Annotated in this window: 18 protein-coding genes and 1 pseudogene; 9 read left to right on the top strand and 10 right to left on the bottom strand. The window is 73.6% G+C overall.

The window, feature by feature from the left end; all coding sequences use genetic code 11:
- Positions 1–10 precede the first annotated feature (10 nt).
- Together D9V37_RS08560 and D9V37_RS20215 are read left to right on the top strand one after the other, a co-directional pair.
- The gene (locus D9V37_RS08560) at positions 11–847 is read left to right on the top strand and encodes a DUF4097 family beta strand repeat-containing protein (protein ID WP_121805684.1); all 837 of its coding nucleotides are present in this window, start codon (positions 11–13) and stop codon (positions 845–847) included.
- A gap of 40 nt (positions 848–887) precedes the next feature.
- Entirely contained in the window at positions 888–1,031 is a 144-nt protein-coding gene (locus D9V37_RS20215; protein ID WP_158604417.1) for a hypothetical protein, read from the top strand.
- 15 nt (positions 1,032–1,046) lie between these two features.
- On the opposite strand, the gene D9V37_RS08565 is transcribed toward D9V37_RS20215, so the two are convergent.
- Positions 1,047–1,799 (bottom strand): dienelactone hydrolase family protein, encoded by a 753-nt coding sequence (locus tag D9V37_RS08565; RefSeq protein WP_121805685.1) that lies wholly within the window; start codon positions 1,797–1,799, stop codon positions 1,047–1,049.
- Between the two features lie 35 nt (positions 1,800–1,834).
- On the bottom strand, positions 1,835–3,154 hold the full coding sequence (locus tag D9V37_RS08570) for a hypothetical protein (RefSeq protein WP_121805686.1): 1,320 nt from the start codon (positions 3,152–3,154) through the stop codon (positions 1,835–1,837).
- 243 nt (positions 3,155–3,397) lie between these two features.
- Between D9V37_RS08570 and D9V37_RS08575 the strand changes: the two genes are divergently transcribed.
- Both D9V37_RS08575 and arfB read left to right on the top strand, forming a co-directional pair.
- The gene (locus tag D9V37_RS08575) at positions 3,398–4,243 is read left to right on the top strand and encodes a CHAD domain-containing protein (protein WP_158604418.1); all 846 of its coding nucleotides are present in this window, start codon (positions 3,398–3,400) and stop codon (positions 4,241–4,243) included.
- Positions 4,243–4,668 (top strand): alternative ribosome rescue aminoacyl-tRNA hydrolase ArfB, encoded by a 426-nt coding sequence (gene arfB / locus D9V37_RS08580; protein ID WP_121805688.1) that lies wholly within the window; start codon positions 4,243–4,245, stop codon positions 4,666–4,668. The genes D9V37_RS08575 and arfB overlap by 1 nt, the downstream gene beginning before the upstream one ends.
- Before the next feature lie 5 nt (positions 4,669–4,673).
- Here the strand turns inward: arfB and purE are convergent, their stop codons facing one another.
- Genes purE through D9V37_RS08605 form a run of 5 tightly spaced genes read right to left on the bottom strand, consistent with a single transcriptional unit; the run spans position 4,674 to position 8,638 of the window.
- Complete coding sequence (gene purE / locus D9V37_RS08585; RefSeq protein WP_408636189.1) at positions 4,674–5,225, bottom strand: 5-(carboxyamino)imidazole ribonucleotide mutase; 552 nt, start codon at positions 5,223–5,225, stop codon at positions 4,674–4,676.
- Positions 5,189–6,328, bottom strand: a complete 1,140-nt coding sequence (locus tag D9V37_RS08590; RefSeq protein WP_121805689.1) for a 5-(carboxyamino)imidazole ribonucleotide synthase — start codon at positions 6,326–6,328, stop codon at positions 5,189–5,191. The genes purE and D9V37_RS08590 overlap by 37 nt, the downstream gene beginning before the upstream one ends.
- 41 nt (positions 6,329–6,369) lie before the next feature.
- Positions 6,370–7,362, bottom strand: a complete 993-nt coding sequence (locus D9V37_RS08595) for an adenylate/guanylate cyclase domain-containing protein (protein ID WP_121805690.1) — start codon at positions 7,360–7,362, stop codon at positions 6,370–6,372.
- The gene (locus D9V37_RS08600) at positions 7,355–7,867 is read right to left on the bottom strand and encodes a PH domain-containing protein (protein WP_121805691.1); all 513 of its coding nucleotides are present in this window, start codon (positions 7,865–7,867) and stop codon (positions 7,355–7,357) included. The genes D9V37_RS08595 and D9V37_RS08600 overlap by 8 nt, the downstream gene beginning before the upstream one ends.
- Before the next feature lie 39 nt (positions 7,868–7,906).
- Entirely contained in the window at positions 7,907–8,638 is a 732-nt protein-coding gene (locus D9V37_RS08605) for a biotin--[acetyl-CoA-carboxylase] ligase (RefSeq protein WP_121805692.1), read from the bottom strand.
- A gap of 42 nt (positions 8,639–8,680) precedes the next feature.
- Here D9V37_RS08605 and D9V37_RS08610 point away from each other — a divergent pair, with 42 nt between their 5' ends.
- The 3 genes from D9V37_RS08610 to D9V37_RS08620 are packed head-to-tail and all read left to right on the top strand — an operon-like array spanning position 8,681 to position 11,103.
- Complete coding sequence (locus D9V37_RS08610; RefSeq protein WP_121805911.1) at positions 8,681–10,279, top strand: acyl-CoA carboxylase subunit beta; 1,599 nt, start codon at positions 8,681–8,683, stop codon at positions 10,277–10,279.
- A complete protein-coding gene (locus D9V37_RS08615; RefSeq protein WP_121805693.1) occupies positions 10,276–10,497 on the top strand; it encodes an acyl-CoA carboxylase subunit epsilon in 222 nt (73 codons plus the stop codon). The genes D9V37_RS08610 and D9V37_RS08615 overlap by 4 nt, the downstream gene beginning before the upstream one ends.
- Positions 10,498–10,506: 9 nt before the next feature.
- Positions 10,507–11,103, top strand: coding sequence for a Maf family protein (locus D9V37_RS08620; protein ID WP_121805694.1), 597 nt, complete (start codon positions 10,507–10,509; stop codon positions 11,101–11,103).
- A gap of 308 nt (positions 11,104–11,411) precedes the next feature.
- Here D9V37_RS08620 and D9V37_RS20650 read toward each other — a convergent pair.
- A pseudogene (locus D9V37_RS20650) lies at positions 11,412–12,362 on the bottom strand (glycosyltransferase family 2 protein); the annotation flags it as partial.
- A 134-nt stretch (positions 12,363–12,496) separates the two neighbouring features.
- Here D9V37_RS20650 and D9V37_RS08630 point away from each other — a divergent pair.
- The gene (locus D9V37_RS08630) at positions 12,497–13,366 is read left to right on the top strand and encodes a glycosyltransferase family 2 protein (RefSeq protein WP_121805695.1); all 870 of its coding nucleotides are present in this window, start codon (positions 12,497–12,499) and stop codon (positions 13,364–13,366) included.
- On the opposite strand, the gene D9V37_RS08635 is transcribed toward D9V37_RS08630, so the two are convergent.
- Together D9V37_RS08635 and D9V37_RS08640 are read right to left on the bottom strand one after the other, a co-directional pair.
- Positions 13,332–14,528: an acyl-CoA dehydrogenase family protein gene (locus D9V37_RS08635; protein ID WP_121805696.1), complete on the bottom strand. Its 1,197-nt coding sequence runs from the start codon at positions 14,526–14,528 to the stop codon at positions 13,332–13,334. The genes D9V37_RS08630 and D9V37_RS08635 overlap by 35 nt on opposite strands.
- Before the next feature lie 32 nt (positions 14,529–14,560).
- Positions 14,561–15,001 carry a MarR family winged helix-turn-helix transcriptional regulator gene (locus D9V37_RS08640; RefSeq protein WP_121805697.1) on the bottom strand — a complete coding sequence of 147 codons (441 nt, stop codon included), beginning with the start codon at positions 14,999–15,001 and terminating at the stop codon, positions 14,561–14,563.
- A gap of 99 nt (positions 15,002–15,100) precedes the next feature.
- On the opposite strand from D9V37_RS08640, the gene D9V37_RS08645 reads away from it, so the two are divergent.
- Positions 15,101–15,541: an OsmC family protein gene (locus D9V37_RS08645; protein ID WP_121805698.1), complete on the top strand. Its 441-nt coding sequence runs from the start codon at positions 15,101–15,103 to the stop codon at positions 15,539–15,541.
- Positions 15,542–15,603 lie beyond the last annotated feature (62 nt).

The raw sequence follows: 15,603 nt of genomic DNA on the forward strand, positions 1-15,603 counted from the left end.
GAGATCCGCGATGCACACCTTCCACACCCCCGCCCCCGTCGCCCTGCGGGTCCGCACCGGCAGCGGCCTGGTCGACGTCCGCGCGAGCGAGACCAGCGAGACCACCGTCCACCTCAAGGGTCTCAACGAGGCCGGGCAGGAGGCGGCCGAGCAGGCCCGGGTCGAGCACGACGGCCACACCGTGCTGGTCGACGTCCCCCGCCGCCAGGGCTTCCTGCGCCGCGGACCCGAGGTGCAGATCGAGATCACCGTGCCCACGGCCAGCAGCGCGCACCTGCAGGCCGAGTCCGCCGACATCCGCGCCACCGGCAGCTACGCCGACGTGACCTGCGCGACCGGCTCGGGCGACGTCGGCGTCGACGACGTCGCCGGCGAGGCCCAGCTCACCGCCGGGTCGGGTGACCTCTCGGTCGGCGCCGTGCGCGGCCGGCTGGAGGTGCGCACCGGGTCCGGGGACGTCGCCGTCGACGAGGTCCTCGCCGCCGAGGGCCGCATCACCTCGGGCTCGGGCGACATCAGCCTGGGCCGCATGGCCGGCCGTCTCACCGTCAAGACCGGCTCCGGCGACCTGGAGGTCGGCGTCCTGGAGGGCTCGCTCGAGGCCAAGTCGGGCTCGGGCGACCTGATCGTGCGCCGGGCCAGGTCGGGCCGGCTGCGCAGCACCGGCGCCAGCCAGGACGTGCGGATCGGCGTCGAGCAGGGCACCGCGGCGTGGCTGGACGTCTCCAGCCTCAGCGGCCGCGTCAGCCAGGAGCTCGGCGACACCGAGGCCCCGGCCGAGGGACAGCCCACCGTCGAGATCAGCCTCACCACCGTCAGCGGCGACCTGCGCATCCACCGCGCCTGAGCCGTCCAGCCGTCCAGCCACCTCACGTCAGGAGTACGCCATGGTTCCCCTCTTCGGGCCCCGCGCCCGCCGCTTCCCGACCGCTCCCCGGCCCACCGGCCACCACGAGCCGGTCCCCACGAGCGCCGAGCTCACCGCACGCGCCCGCGCGGTGCACAACCCCACCGGGGTGCGCGTCGTCTGACCCGGCCCGCCGGCCTCAGGACCGCGGGCGGTCCAGCGTGCGGGCGAACAGCGCCTCGAGCTCGGCGAAGTGCCGCTCGGTCCCGGCCTCCTGGTAGGCCGAGGTGTCGGCCATCGTGTAGCCGTGCGGGGCGTCGGGATAGACCTCGTTCGAGGCGCTCAGCCCGTGCTCGGCCAGCGCCTCACCCAGCGCGGCGATCGCCTCGGCCGGGTTCGCGTGGTCCTGGTCGGCGTGGCCGAAGCAGAACTCCGCGCGGGTCCGCCCCAGCCCCAGGTGCGGGCTGTCGGGGTCGTCGGTGACCAGCCCGGCACCGTGGAAGCCGCCGACGGCCGCGACGCCCTCGTCGCCGGTGGCCGCTCGCACCGCGAGCCGCGCGCCCATGCAGTAGCCGGTCGCGCCGAGCGGGCCCTCGGTCACCCCCTCCGTGCCGCGCAGCTCCGCCAGATAGGCCGTCAGGTCGCGCTCGGCGAGGTCGGCGGTGAGGCGACCGATCCGGGGACCGGCCACCTCGAAGAAGCGCTCGCGCTCCCCCGGCTCGCGCAGGTCGGCGTCCGGCGAGGTCTCGGCGGCCGTGCCCTCGCGGTAGAAGACGTTCGGCGCCAGCACCACGTAGCCCCACGAGGCGATGCGGTCACACATCTGCGCGATCCTCGGGCGCAGCCCGATGGCGTCGATGAGGAACAGCACCCCCGGCCCCGACCCGCCCTCGGGTCGCGCGAGGTAGGCCTCGGCGGACCCGTCGGCGGCAGGGATCTCTGTGAGCTCCATGCCCTCGACGTTAGGTCATCGACGAAGAGCGCGGATCAGGGCTTGCCGTAGTTCATGGGCAGCGCCTGCAGCCGGCTCCACGGGAAGTTCTTCATGATGTTGTACGCCGGCACGCCGGCCATGAGGGCGTTCCAGGGGTTGGTGCCGGTCACCGTGGCCACCCCGGTGCCGCTCTCGGCCTGGACGCCGACGCTTCCGCCCTTGTCGGAGACGATGAACCCGTACTTCTGCGCGGCCTTCGCCACGGCCTTGGCGATCGGCGTCAGCTTGAGGCTGTCGACGTCGAGCGTGGGGTCCAGGCGGAAGCGGGTGCCCTCCGGGATGGCGTGGGCCGTGCCCACCGCCTGGTTGCCGTCGCTGCGCTGCGCCGGGTAGCTGTAGGTGGCGTAGTTCGCGGCGTTGATGACGACCAGGTTCAGCGCGTGGTTGATCGAGCCCGCCTGCGCCTCGGTGATCCCGATCGCACCCGAGGCGACCGGCAGCCCGGTGGCGGTGGCGCCGGCGCCGTTGGTGAAGTAGCCGGGGCTGGTGGACCAGCTGTCGATGCGACCGCCCCAGCACGCGTGCCAGCCGTCGGATGACTTCTTGGCCTTCCAGAACTCCCACAGCTTGTCGCGGCTCGGGCTCCAGATCGCCAGCTCGGCGTCGGTGCCCGAGGCGGCGACGGCGTCGGCGGGGATCGGCACGTCCACGAAGGCGGCCCCGGCGCTGACGGTGTAGAGCAGCGAGGGCGTGTAGGACTTGTTCTGGCAGTTGTCCCAGATCACGCGCTGCAGCGGGGTGCTCGCGGCGGCCTGGTAGAAGGTCGTGTTGTAGTTCCAGACGTTGAACGCCGCGACGCCGCCGTAGTAGGAGGTGACCTGCGAGGTCAGGTTGGCCACCATCCCGGCGCTGTCGCTGTTGAGCGGGGCGTTGCTGACGTCGAGGCGGTAGGCGTTGGCGGAGCCGAGGAAGCCGGTGACCGGCTTGGCGGCGCCCGTGGCGAGCACGGCCGCGCTGGACACGGTGGCCGCGGTGGTCGTGGTGGCCGTGGTGACGGTCGTGCTCGGGGTCGAGGCGACCGCCGAGGCGGCGGTCGCCGCGCTCGTGGTCGCCGGCGTCGTCACGTGCTTGGTGACGTGCTTCTTCTTCGACTTCTTCTTGCTCTTCTTCTTGGCCTTCTTCTTCGTGTGCTTCTTCGCGTGCTTCGCGGCGTGGTGCGCGGCCGCGTGGTGGGCGTGCTGGTGAGCAGCGCTCACCTGCGCGACGGGCTCCGCCTGCTCGAACCCGACCAGCGGCAGCGCGCACAGGGCGAGCACCAGCAGCGAGCCGGTCAGCCGGAAGCGCAGCGGTGCGTGCGCGCGATGACGAGACACGTGAAAGCTCACGAGATGGTCCCCCGATGCCGTCGCACGACGTCAGGCATCCCCCGTGGAACCCGATGCGTCGCTCGACCTGCCTTCCGAACCCTACGGAAGCCGTGTCCGTTTTGTGGGGCTTTTGGAGAACTCCGGTCTCGCTGGCTGATCGACCTCCGGCGAACCGGTGCGTCACCCGGCTGCGCGTGAAAGCGTGGCCGGGTGCCCGGGGGTCGCGACAGGTTCCGTAGCGAGGACGCGTTGTCGAGCTACCTGCGCGAGCAGTGCACGGTGGTGATCCGCGGCGAGCTGCTGCTGCGCACGCGGTCCGACGCCGAGCTGGTGCACGACACCCGCGTCGGCCTGCGGCGGCTGCGCAGCGCACTGCGCTCCTTCGCCCCGCTGCTCACCCCCGACGCCGCCGAGCTCGAGGTGCTCGAGGAGGACCTGCGCTGGCTGGCCGCGCTGCTCTCGGACCTCCGCGACGCCGACGTGCTCGGCGAGCGTCTCACGGCCCGGCTGGCCGCACTGCCCGCCGACCTGGTGCTGGGCGGGCCGCTGCGCGACGACGTCACCCACGAGGTCCGCCAGGCGCTGGCCGGGGTCCGTCACCGCAGCTACGAGGTCTGGCAGGCGCAGCGCACCACCGACCGCTTCCGCCGCACGATGCGCGCCGTCGCGCGCTGGTACGACCGGCCGCCGGTGGCCGGCGAGCCGCTCTCGGACAAGGCGCTGCGACGCGCCGGCCGCGAGCTCCTCGACGTCGCCGAACGTCGCGCGCGGCGACGACTGGCCGACGCCGACCGAGTCGGGGCCAACGACCCGGCCGCGCCCGAGCTGGCGCACCGTGCGCGCAAGGCCTTCAAGCGGCTGCGCTACACCGCGGAGGTGCTGGAGCCGGTGCTCCCCCGGGCGGTCGAGCTCGCGCGGCGGGCCAAGAAGCAGCAGCGACGGCTCGGCTCGCACCAGGACCTGGTGGTGGAGGCGGCCTTCCTGCGGCACTGCGCGACCGTGCTGCCGACGGTGGAGGCCCACCACGGCTTCGTCTACGGCCTGATGCTGGCCCACGCCGAGCACGAGGCCGCGCGGCTGCGCGAGCGCGCCTGATGGACCTGGTCGTGCGCCCGGGCCCGGGCGTGCCGCACGGACTCGTCGTACCCGAGACCGATCTGGTCGAGCGGTTCTCACGCGCCTCGGGACCCGGCGGCCAGTCGGTCAACACCAGCGACAGCCGGGTCGAGCTGCTGCTCGACCCGGCTGCCACGGCCGCGCTCGACGACGCCCAGCGCGCCCGCGTGCTGCGCGCCACGAGCGGGCGGGCGCTGGTCGTCGTGGCCGCCGAGCACCGCTCCCAGCACCGCAACCGGGTGGCCGCCCGCGAGCGGCTGGGCGACCGGCTGCGCGAGGCGCTGGCGCCACCGCCGCTGCCGCGGGTGCCGACCAAGCCCAGCCGCGCCGCCCGACGGCGCCGGGTGGAGGCCAAGAAGCAGCGCGGCCGCACCAAGGCGCTGCGGCAGCGGCCGACCGACTGAACGGGTCAGAAACCGGTCTTGCGGGCCGTACCCTCGACGGCTCGCCGGACGGTCTCGCCCTTGGCCTCGGCGGCGGCTCGCAGCTCGGCCTGGAAGTCGGTCATGCGCTGCTGCAGGTCGGCGTCGGCGGCGGCCAGGATGCGCACCGCCAGCAGGCCGGCGTTGCGGGCGTTGCCGACCGCGACCGTGGCCACCGGGACGCCCGAGGGCATCTGGACGATGGAGAGCAGCGAGTCCATCCCGTCGAGGTGCTTGAGCGGCACGGGCACGCCGATGACCGGCAGGGGCGTGACGGCCGCGAGCATGCCGGGCAGATGGGCGGCGCCACCGGCGCCGGCGATGATCACCGACAGCCCGCGCGCCGCGGCGTCGCGGCCGTAGGCCAGCATCGCGTCGGGCATCCGGTGGGCCGAGACGACGTCGGCCTCGTGCGGCACGTCGAACTCGGCCAGCGCCTCGGCCGCCGCCTGCATCACCGGCCAGTCGGAGTCCGACCCCATGACGATGCCCACGCGTGCGCTCACTGCGACTCCTCTCCCAGGTCGCCGCGGAACCAGGCGGCGGCGTGCCGGGCGCGCTCGAGACAGTCCTCGAGGTCGTCGCCGTAGGCGTTGACGTGGCCCACCTTGCGCCCGGGCCGCAGCCCCTTGCCGTACAGGTGGACGCGCAGCCGCGGGTCGCGGGCCAGCGCGTGGGGGTAGCCGTCGTAGAGCCGCCCGGTCTCGGCCGCGCCGCCGAGGATGTTGACCATCACCGTCCAGCGCTCGCGGGCGTCGGGCGCGCCGAGCGGCAGGTCGAGCACGGCGCGCAGGTGGTTCTCGAACTGGCTGGTCACCGCCCCGTCCTGGGTCCAGTGGCCGGTGTTGTGGGGGCGCATGGCCAGCTCGTTGACCAGGATCCGGCCGTCGGTGGTCTCGAACAGCTCCACCGCGAGCAGGCCGGTGACGCCGAGCTCGGCGGCCACCCGCATGGCCAGCCGCTGGGCCTGCACGGCGAGTCCGGGGTCGAGGTCGGGTGCGGGCGCGACCACCTCGTGACAGATGCCGTCGAGCTGGGTGGTGGCCACCACCGGGTACGCCGCCACCTGGCCGCTGGGCGAGCGCGCGACGATCGCCGACAGCTCGCGGCGAAACGGCACCCGCTCCTCGGCCAGGACCGGCACGCCGCTCTCGAAGGCGGGGGCGCAGTCCTCGGGGGTCTCGACGAACCAGACGCCCTTGCCGTCGTAGCCGCCACGGGTGGTCTTCACGACGCACGGCAGGCCGAAGGCGACGACCGCCTCGACGTCGGCGACCACCGCGTTGCGCGGGCACGGCACGCCGAGCTCGCCGAGCCGGCGGCGCATGACGGCCTTGTCCTGGGCGTGCACCAGGGCCTCGGGGCCCGGGCGGACCGCGAGGTCGCGCTCGAGGGCGCGCAGGTGCTCGGTGGGCACGTGCTCGTGGTCGAAGGTGACCACCGCGCAGCCGTGCGTCACCACCCGCAGCGTGTCGAGGTCGGCGTAGTCGCCGACGACCTGGTCGGGCACCACCTGCGCCGCGCTGACCCCCTCGGCCTCGGCCAGCAGCCGCAGCGGCACGGCCATCGCGGCCGCCGGCTCGGCCAGCATCCGGGCGAGCTGACCGCCGCCGATGACGGCGACGACGGGGGCCTCGGGCACTGTCGAACCCTATCGGTGGGCAGTCGGCGGCCCGTGACCCGTCAGCGGCGGCGTACTGCTACGGGTTCCAGATCCCCGAACCCGCGCACCGGGCGGGCCGGCAGCACCCGCACCTGGAACTGCTCGGCGGGCAGCAGGTCGGCGGTGCGCTGGTCGGCGATGATGCGGTTGCGGCGCGCGACCGAGGTCATCCGGGCGGCCAGGTTCACCGCCGGGCCGAAGACGTCGCCCAGGCGCAGCTGCACCGGGCCGGTGGCCAGACCGACGCGGACGTCGGGCAGCTCGAGGTCGCCGCCGACCTCGCGCACCACGTCGTCGGCGATGTCGTAGGCCGCCACGGGCCCGGCGCACACGTAGAGCACGGAGTCGCCGAGGGTCTTGACTACGCGGCCGCCGTGCAGCGCGACGGCGTCGGACGCACGGTCCTCGAAGGCCTCCACGACGCGGCCGATCTGCTCCTGGGAGTGCTCGTTGCTCCAGGCCGAGAAGCCGACCAGGTCGGCGAAGCCGACGGTGACCTCGGTGGTGCGCAGGTCCTCGTCGCGCGCGCCGAGGGCCTCCACCCGCGCGACGGCGGCGGAGAGGTGGCGGTGCCAGGCGTAGAGCAGCAGTGCCTCGAAGGGGCGGCCGACGCCGTCGTGCAGCCGCAGCGCGCTGCCGATGCGCGAGCCGGTGGCCTGGTCGCCGGACTCCAGCTCCTCCACGCGCCCGACCAGGGTGTTGACCTCCCACTCCGCCAGGCGGGAGACCGTCGAGCCGATGGCGCGGGTCATGCGCAGCAGCGTGTCGCGGTCGACCAGGCCTTCGCTGAGCAGGTCGGAGACGACCCGGAGGGCGTCGACGTCGTGGCTGGTGAAGGCCGACCCGCTGCCCGGGTCGGGGAAGCCCAGTGCCCGCCAGAACCGGCGGGCGTCCTCGGGCTCGATGTCCAGCTGCTCCTCGACCACCTGGGCGAGCTCGTCGGTGGAGAGCTCGGGGGCGGCTCCGAGGAGGGACTCCTCGAGCCGTGCGCGGCTGTACGGCTGCTCAGGCACCTTCGTCCGAGCGCGCCTCGGGAGTGGCGCTCGCGTGACCGTAGAGCAGGTCGCTGAGCTTGAGCTGGATCGCCTCGACGCCGGGAACGTCCGGCAGCGAGACCCGGCCGTGGGTGCTGGCGTCGGAGATGATCAGGGTGCCGCAGCCGACGAGCCGGTCGACCACGCCGCGTTCGTAGGAGACGTCGCTGATGCGGTTGAGCGGGATGTCGTGCCCGGTGCGGGTGAGGATGCCGTGGCGGGTGATGAGGCGGCGGCTGGTGACGGTGTAGGTCGAGGTCACCCAGCGCAGGAACGGCAGCAGCGTCCACCACACCAGCAGCACGACGGCGACGACCACCACGACCCAGCGGGCCACCGCGTTGTCCAGACGGCTCAGCGCGAACCCGGCCACCGCGGCGACCACCACGAGCGCCAGCACCGGCAGCACCAGCGCCTTCCAGTGGGTGCGCGTGCTGATGACCACGGACTCGCCGGGGTTCAGCAGCTTGCTGGAGATGGCCACCCCCAGAGTGTGGCAGCAGTGGCGGCCCGGCGTCTCGGTTCAGCGCACGTGGACGACGTCGCCGGCACCCACCGGATGCCGTTCGCCGCCGGTCACCACCACCAGCCGGCCACCGTCGTCGATCGACTCGGCCCGTCCCGCAAGACGCCGCTCGCCGGGCAGGTGCACCTCGACGTCGCGGCCCAGGGTGACGCAGCGGGCGATGTAGGCGGCCCGCAGCCGGTCGGCGCCGCCCGGCTCGCGCCAGTCGGCCAGCCGGGAGGTGTAGCCGGCCAGCAGCGCGGCCAGCAGGTCGCCGCGGTCGCGGGCGGCCCCCTCGAGGGCCAGCGAGGTGGCGGTGGGCACCGGGAGCTCGCTCTGGTGCACGTTGAGGCCGACGCCGAGCACCGCCAGCGGTCCGCTCGAGGTGCCGGGCACCCGCTCGACCAGGATCCCGGCGATCTTGCGCCCGCCCACCATCACGTCGTTGGGCCACTTCAGCCCGGCCGGCACCGGGATCGCCTCGGCCACCGCGAGGCCGACCAGCAGGGGCAGCCAGGGCCACCGGGCGTCGGGCTGCTGCGGGTCGACGACGGCCGAGGAGGTCAGCGCCACGCCGGCCGGCGTCTGCCAGGTCCGGTCGAGCCGGCCGCGGCCGGCGGTCTGATGGTCGGTGACCACGACCGTGCCGGCGGGCCGCTGGCGGGCGACGGCGTTGGTCGAGCCGACGGCGTCGAGGTACTCCACCTGCCAGCCCGGCACCGCGAGGTCGGCGAGGCGCGAGGAATCCACGCGGCTAGTCTGCCCATCGTGAGCGCGCAGCCTGCCAACGAGATTCGTGACAGCGGGACCGAGGTCCCCGACGACATCGACATCCACACCACCGCGGGCAAGCTGGCCGACCTCGACCGCCGCATCGACGAGGCCGTCCACGCCGGCTCGGCGAAGGCGGTGGAGAAGCAGCACGCGAAGGGGAAGAAGACCGCCCGTGAGCGCATCGAGCTGCTCTTCGACGAGGGCTCGTTCGTCGAGCTCGACGAGCTGGCCCGGCACCGCTCCACGGCGTTCGGCCTGGAGAAGAACCGGCCCTACGGTGACGGCGTCGTCACCGGCTACGGCACGGTCGACGGGCGCCAGGTGTGCGTCTTCAGCCAGGACTTCACCGTCTTCGGCGGCTCGCTGGGCGAGGTCTACGGCCAGAAGATCACCAAGGTCATGGACCTGGCGATGCGCACCGGCTGCCCGATCATCGGCATCAACGAGGGCGCCGGCGCGCGCATCCAGGAAGGCGTTGTGAGCCTCGGGCTCTACGGCGAGATCTTCCGGCGCAACGTGCACGCCAGCGGCGTCATCCCGCAGATCAGCCTCATCATGGGCTCCTGCGCCGGCGGTCACGTCTACTCCCCCGCCGTCACCGACTTCACCGTCATGGTCGACGGCACCTCGAACATGTTCATCACCGGTCCCGACGTCATCAAGACCGTCACCGGCGAGGACGTCACGATGGAGGAGCTGGGCGGCGCGCGGGCGCACAACACCAGGTCGGGCAACGCCCACTACATGGGCAGCGACGAGGACGACGCCATCGAGTACGTCAAGACGCTGCTGTCCTACCTGCCGCAGAACAACCTCGACGAGCCGCCGGCCTACCCCGAGGAGTCGGACCTCGACGTCTCCGAGGAGGACCGCGCCCTCGACACCCTCATCCCCGACGGCGCCAACCAGCCCTACGACATGCACGACGCGATCAACGCGGTGCTCGACGGGGCTGAGTTCCTCGAGGTGATGGAGCTCTTCGCGCCCAACATCCTCGTCGGCTACGGCCGGGTGGAGGGTCGCTCGGTCGGCATCGTGGCCAACCAGCCGATGCAGTTCGCCGGCACCCTCGACATCGACGCCTCGGAGAAGGCGGCACGCTTCGTGCGCACCTGCGACGCCTTCAACATCCCGGTGCTCACCTTCGTCGACGTGCCGGGATTCCTGCCCGGCACCGACCAGGAGTGGAACGGCATCATCCGCCGCGGCGCCAAGCTGATCTACGCCTACGCCGAGGCCACCGTCCCGCTGGTCACCGTCATCACCCGCAAGGCCTACGGCGGCGCCTACGACGTCATGGGCTCCAAGCACCTAGGCGCCGACGTCAACCTGGCCTGGCCCACGGCGCAGATCGCGGTGATGGGCGCCCAGGGTGCGGTCAACATCCTCTACCGCAAGGAGCTGGCCGGCGCCGACGACGCGGAGGCCCGGCGCGCGGATCTGGTCCAGGAGTACGAGGACACGCTGGCCAACCCCTACATCGCGGCCGAGCGCGGCTACGTCGACGCCGTCATCGCCCCGCACGAGACCCGCGCCGAGGTCGTCAAGGCGCTGCGGCTGCTGCGCACCAAGCGCGAGACCCTGCCGCCGAAGAAGCACGGGAACATCCCGCTGTGAGCGACATCTCCGACGAGGCCGCTCCGCTCTTCCTGGTCGACGGCGACGCGACGCCCGAGCAGGTCGCCGCGCTGGTCGCGGTGTTCTCCTCGCTCGGCGGCCGGGAATCGCCCGCGCCGCCCACCAGCGAGTGGGCCGCGCCCGCCCGCCGGCTGCGGACGACGTACGCCGCCGGGCCGGGCGCGTGGCGTGGCAGCGGCCTGCCGGGTTCCTCCTAGTCTGAGCCCGTGCCGTCCGCTCCCCCGCTCGTCCTCGCCTCCGCCTCGCCCGCTCGCCTGAAGACCCTGCGGGCGGCCGGGCTCGACCCGGAGGTGGTCGTCTCGGGGGTCGACGAGAGCACGGTGGAGCTCACCGAGCCCGCCGAGTACGCGCTGAAGCTGGCCCAGCTGAAGGCGGTGGCGGTGGCCGCCGACCGGCCGCGGTCGCTGGTGCTGGGCTGCGACTCGGTGCTCGAGCTGGACGGTGAGGTGCTGGGCAAGCCGCACACCGCCGAGGAGGCGACGCTGCGCTGGCAGCGGATGCGCGGCAACGCCGGCGTCCTGCACACCGGCCACTGCGTCATCGACACCCACCGCGAGGTGTGGCTGGCCCGCTCGGCGGCCACGCGGGTGCGGTTCGCCGAGGTCAGCGACGAGGAGATCGCCGCCTACGTGGCCACCGGGGAGCCGCTGGAGGTGGCCGGGGCGTTCACGCTCGACGGCCGGGGCGGCGCCTTCGTCAGCGGCGTCACCGGCGACCCGCACAACGTGGTCGGCGTCAGCGTGCCGCTGCTGCGGCTGATGCTGGAGGAGATCGGCTTCGTCTGGACCGACTTCTGGTCCTGATCGGCCACGCTCAGCGGCCGGGCGCGGCCGCCGGCGCGGCGGGCGCGGGCGTAGCGCACGGGTCCGCGCAGCAGCCCCATCCGCTCGGCGCGCCCGATGCGGGCCAGCGTGCGGCGCAGCACCGGGTCCAGGTCGGCGTCGGCGGCGACCGGGGTCGCGTCGCCCAGTGAGCGCAGCCGGCCGACCGCCGAGCCCAGCCGGCGCGGGCCGAGGCAGCCCAGGGCGAGTCGTCGCAGCCGGCGGTCCAAGGCGACCTTGGTCAGCCACGCCCCCAGCCCGACGCCGTAGCCGACGGCCTGGGTGAGCAGGGCGTCGGGATCGGCGCGGTGGCGGTGCCAGGCGACGGCGGACGGTGCGGTCGCCAGGTCGTGACCGGCGGCGAGGACCCGGACGAAGAGGTCGATGTCCTCCCCGCCCATCGTCACGGTGCCCACGCCCAGCGCCTCGTCGAACCCGCCGAGGGCGATGGCGACGCGGCGCCGCACCGCGAAGCTGGCGCCCGTGCCGTAGAGCCCGAGGTGGAAGGGGAAGAGCCGGTCGCCCGCCGGGGGCCGCGCCAGCGAGTAGAGCGCACGGCGGCACGAGGCGGCCCAGTCCACGCGCTGGTCGAAGCTGGCCTGGGTCGGCGTCGCCAGCTCGCCACCGGGCACCAGCCCGGTCACGCACGCCACCTCGGCCGAGGCCGCAAAGGCGTCGGTGAGGTGGCACAGCCACCCCTCGTCGACCACCACGTCGTCGTCGGCGAAGGCCACCAGGTCGCCGGTGGCCTCGCGCAGCCCGCGGTTGCGCGCGTAGGGCACGCCGGGGTGCGGCTCGGTGACCAGGCGCACGCGCGGGTCGCCCCAGGCGGCCACCAGGTCGTGGGTGGCGGTGGTGGCCGGCGCGTTGTCGACGACCACGACGTCGAAGCCGGGGTGGCACAGCCGCAGGACGGCCGCGAGCGCCTCGCGCAGCCGCTCGGGACGGTCGCGGGTGCAGATGACGACGGTGACGCTGGCGGCGAGGTGGTCCTCGCTCGCGGGGTCCGGCGCGGGCAGCGGTGCGGCCAGCCGGCGCAGGTCGGCGGTGCGTACCCGGCCCTCGACCACCGGCAGCTCGACGAAGCCGCGCACCCGGCCCTCGGACCGGACCAGCAGCCGGGCGTGGCGGTAGCCCTGCGAGGCGTCGAGCTCGAGCTCCTCGACCGCGAGCCGCTCGACGTCGTCGACCACGCCGACCCAGCGCGCGCCGGGCCAGGCCGGAGCCACCTGGTCGGGCATCGGCCGGACCAGGGTGTGCGTGTGCAGCTGCGCCACGACGCCCCCGCTTCCTCCCGTGACGACTCCAGCGTAAGCGCGTCTCGGCCCGGCTGTCCGGGCTACGCTGATCCTGCTGAGGGGGAACGGGGTCCGTGGTGAGCACACGCGTGTCGGTGGTGGTGCCGGCGTACAACAACGCCGCCTTCCTGCGCGAGACCCTGCTCTCGGTGCTCGCCCAGACCTACACCGACTTCGAGCTCGTCGTGGCCGACCACGCCTCGGTCGACGACACGCCGCAGATCCTCGCCGAGTTCGCCCACGACCCTCGCGTACGGCTCCTCTCGACCCCGGCGGGCGGCGGCGCCGAGCGCAACTGGAACCGCGTCACGCAGGCCGCCACCGGCGAGCTGGTCAAGCTGGTGTGCGGCGACGACCTGCTGCGACCCACCGCGCTCGAGCACCAGGTGGCCGCGTTCGACGCCCACCCGGACGCGGTGATGGTCTGCTCCCCGCGCGACATGATCGACGCCACGGGCAAGGTCATCGTGCGTCGTCGCGGGCTGGGCGGGCTCAGCGGTCGCGTCGACGGCCGGACGGCGGTCCGCACGGCGGTGCGGCAGGGCGCCAACCTGTTCGGCGAGCCCTGCTGCGTGCTGCTGCGGCGCAGCACCCTGGCCGAGGTCGGCGGCTGGCACGGCGACCCCGGCTACATGATCGACCAGGCGACGTACTCGCGGGTGCTGCTGCGCGGCGACCTGGTCACCACGCCGCACACCGAGGCGGCGTTCCGCTTCAGCGACACCCAGTGGAGCGTGGAGCTGGCCGGGCAGCAGTCCGCCTCCATCGCCCACCTGCACCGCGAGCTGCAGCGCATCGCGCCGGAGAGCGTGAGCGCCGCCGACGTCCGGCGCGGCAACCTGATGGCCTCGCTGCGGACCGCGCAGCGGCGGGTCTTCTACCTGGCCTTCGGGCGCCGGATGCGCAGCGCGGCTACTCCACCGGCAGGCCGAGCCCCCGCGCGATGAGCATCCGCTGGACCTCCGAGGTGCCCTCGCCGATCTCGAGCACCTTGGCGTCGCGGTAGAACCGGGCCACCGGGTATTCCTCCATGAAGCCGTAGCCGCCGAAGACCTGCGTAGCGATGCGGGTGGCCGTGACCGCCGACTCGGTGGCGTAGAGCTTGGCCACCGCGGCGGCCTGCTTGAACTCCTTCGCCGGCACGGCGCGACCGGCGTCCATGGCGTCCTTCATCGCCGCCGCGCTGTAGGTGAGCAGGCGGCTCGCGCGCAGCATCGTCTCCAGGTCGGCGATCTGGAAGGCGACGCCCTGCTTGCGTCCGATCGGGCCGCCGAAGGTCTGCCGATCGCCGGCGTAGGCCAGCGAGGCGTCCAGGCAGGCCTGGATGCAGCCGACGGCGAGCGCCGCGATGGCCACCCGGCCGTCGTCGAGGGTGGCCAGGAACTGGGCGTAGCCGCGACCCCGCTCGCCCAGCAGGTTCGCCTCGGGCACGCGGGCGCCCTCGAAGGTCAGCGGGTGGGTGTCCGAGGCGTGCCAGCCGAGCTTGTCGTAGGCCGGCTCCGCGGTGAAGCCGGGAGTGCCGGCCGGGACCAGGATGGTGCTGATCTCGGGCTTGCCGCCCTCGCGCTCGCCGGTGCGCGCGGTGACCGTGACGACCGAGGTGATCTCGGACCCGGAGTTGGTGATGAACTGCTTGGCGCCGTCGACCACCCACTCACCGCCGTCCAGCCTCGCCTTCGTACGCGTCGCGCCGGCGTCGGAGCCGGCGCCGGGCTCGGTGAGCCCGAAGCCGGCGAGCGAGCGCCCGGCCACGAGGTCGGGCAGCCAGGTCTTGCGTTGCTCGTCGCTGCCGTAGGTGAGGATCGGGTTGATGCCCAACCCGACCGCGGCCTCGAGCGTGATGCCCATCGACTGGTCGACCCGACCGAGCTCCTCGATGGCCAGGCACAGGCTGGTGAAGCCGCCGTCCTCGCCGGCCAGGCCGGCGCCGCCGTACTCCTCGGGGGCGGTGAGGCCGAACAGCCCGAGGTCGCCCAGCTGCTGCACGACCTCGACCGGGAAGTGGTGGTCGCGATCCCACTGGGCCGCGTGCGGCGCGATCCGGTCCTCGGCGAACGCACGCACGGTGCGCCGGAACTCCTCGTGCTCGCGGGAGAGCTCGTACGACATGCCCGCACTGTAACCGAGCAGGTTAACGATCGTTAACCTTCGACGCTGGTGGCCAGCCGGCGCAGCGCCTCCTGCAGCGAGTGGGCCTCGCGCGGGCTGAGCCCCATCGCCTCGCGCATGCCGTCCTGCACCTCCCCGAAGCGCTCGACCACCTGCCGACCGCGCGCGGTGAGCGCGATGTCGACCACCCGCTCGTCGTCGGCGTTGCGCGAGCGGGTGAGCAGGCCGGAGCGCTCCAGCCGCCGCAGCAGCGGGGTCAGGGTGCTGTGGTCGAGGTGCAGGTCGGCGGCGATGCGACGCACGCTGAGCTGCTCGGCGTCGCCGAGCAGCAGCAGCACCAGGTACTGCGGGTAGGTCAGGTCGAGCTCGGCCAGCAGGGCCCGGTAGCGCGCGGTCACCGCGCGCGAGGCGGCGTACAGGTCGAAGCAGAGCAGGTCGGCCAACGGTGCCGAGCGTTCGGTGGCGACGCTCATGGGTCCTCCTCGCCGAGTGCTTGTCACGCCAGACTAGCGCGTGTACGTTCATCTCGTGCACAAGACAACCGTGCACCCCCTATCGACGAAGGAGCTCCGATGCCTACTCGCACCGCTCGCACCGCCTGGAACGGCGGCCTCCAGGACGGCTCCGGCCAGGTCGAGCTGTCCAGCTCCAAGGTCGGCACCTACGAGGTGTCCTTCCCCAAGCGCGCGGCCGACGACGCCGGCGGCACCACCAGCCCCGAGGAGCTCATCGCCGCCGCCCACTCCTCCTGCTACGCCATGCAGCTCTCGGCCCTGATCGCCGAGGCCGGCGGCACCCCGCAGTCGCTCGACGTGACCGCCGACGTCTCGCTCGGCCCCGACCCCGACGGCGGGTTCCGGCTCACCGGCATCAAGCTGACGGTCGTCGGCGAGGTCGAGGGCCTCGACGCGGCCGGCTTCGAGAAGGCGGCCAACGACGCCAAGGCCGGCTGCCCGGTCAGCAAGGCGCTCACCGGCGTCGACATCACGCTCGACGCCTCCCTGGAGAGCTGAGCTCTCTTCCCCCGGACCCCCCGCGGCCGTCGCATCCCCCGTCGGCGGCCGCGGGGCCCGAG

This window comes from Nocardioides mangrovicus, from assembly GCF_003674065.1.
In the GTDB taxonomy this organism is placed as follows: domain Bacteria; phylum Actinomycetota; class Actinomycetes; order Propionibacteriales; family Nocardioidaceae; genus Marmoricola; species Marmoricola mangrovicus.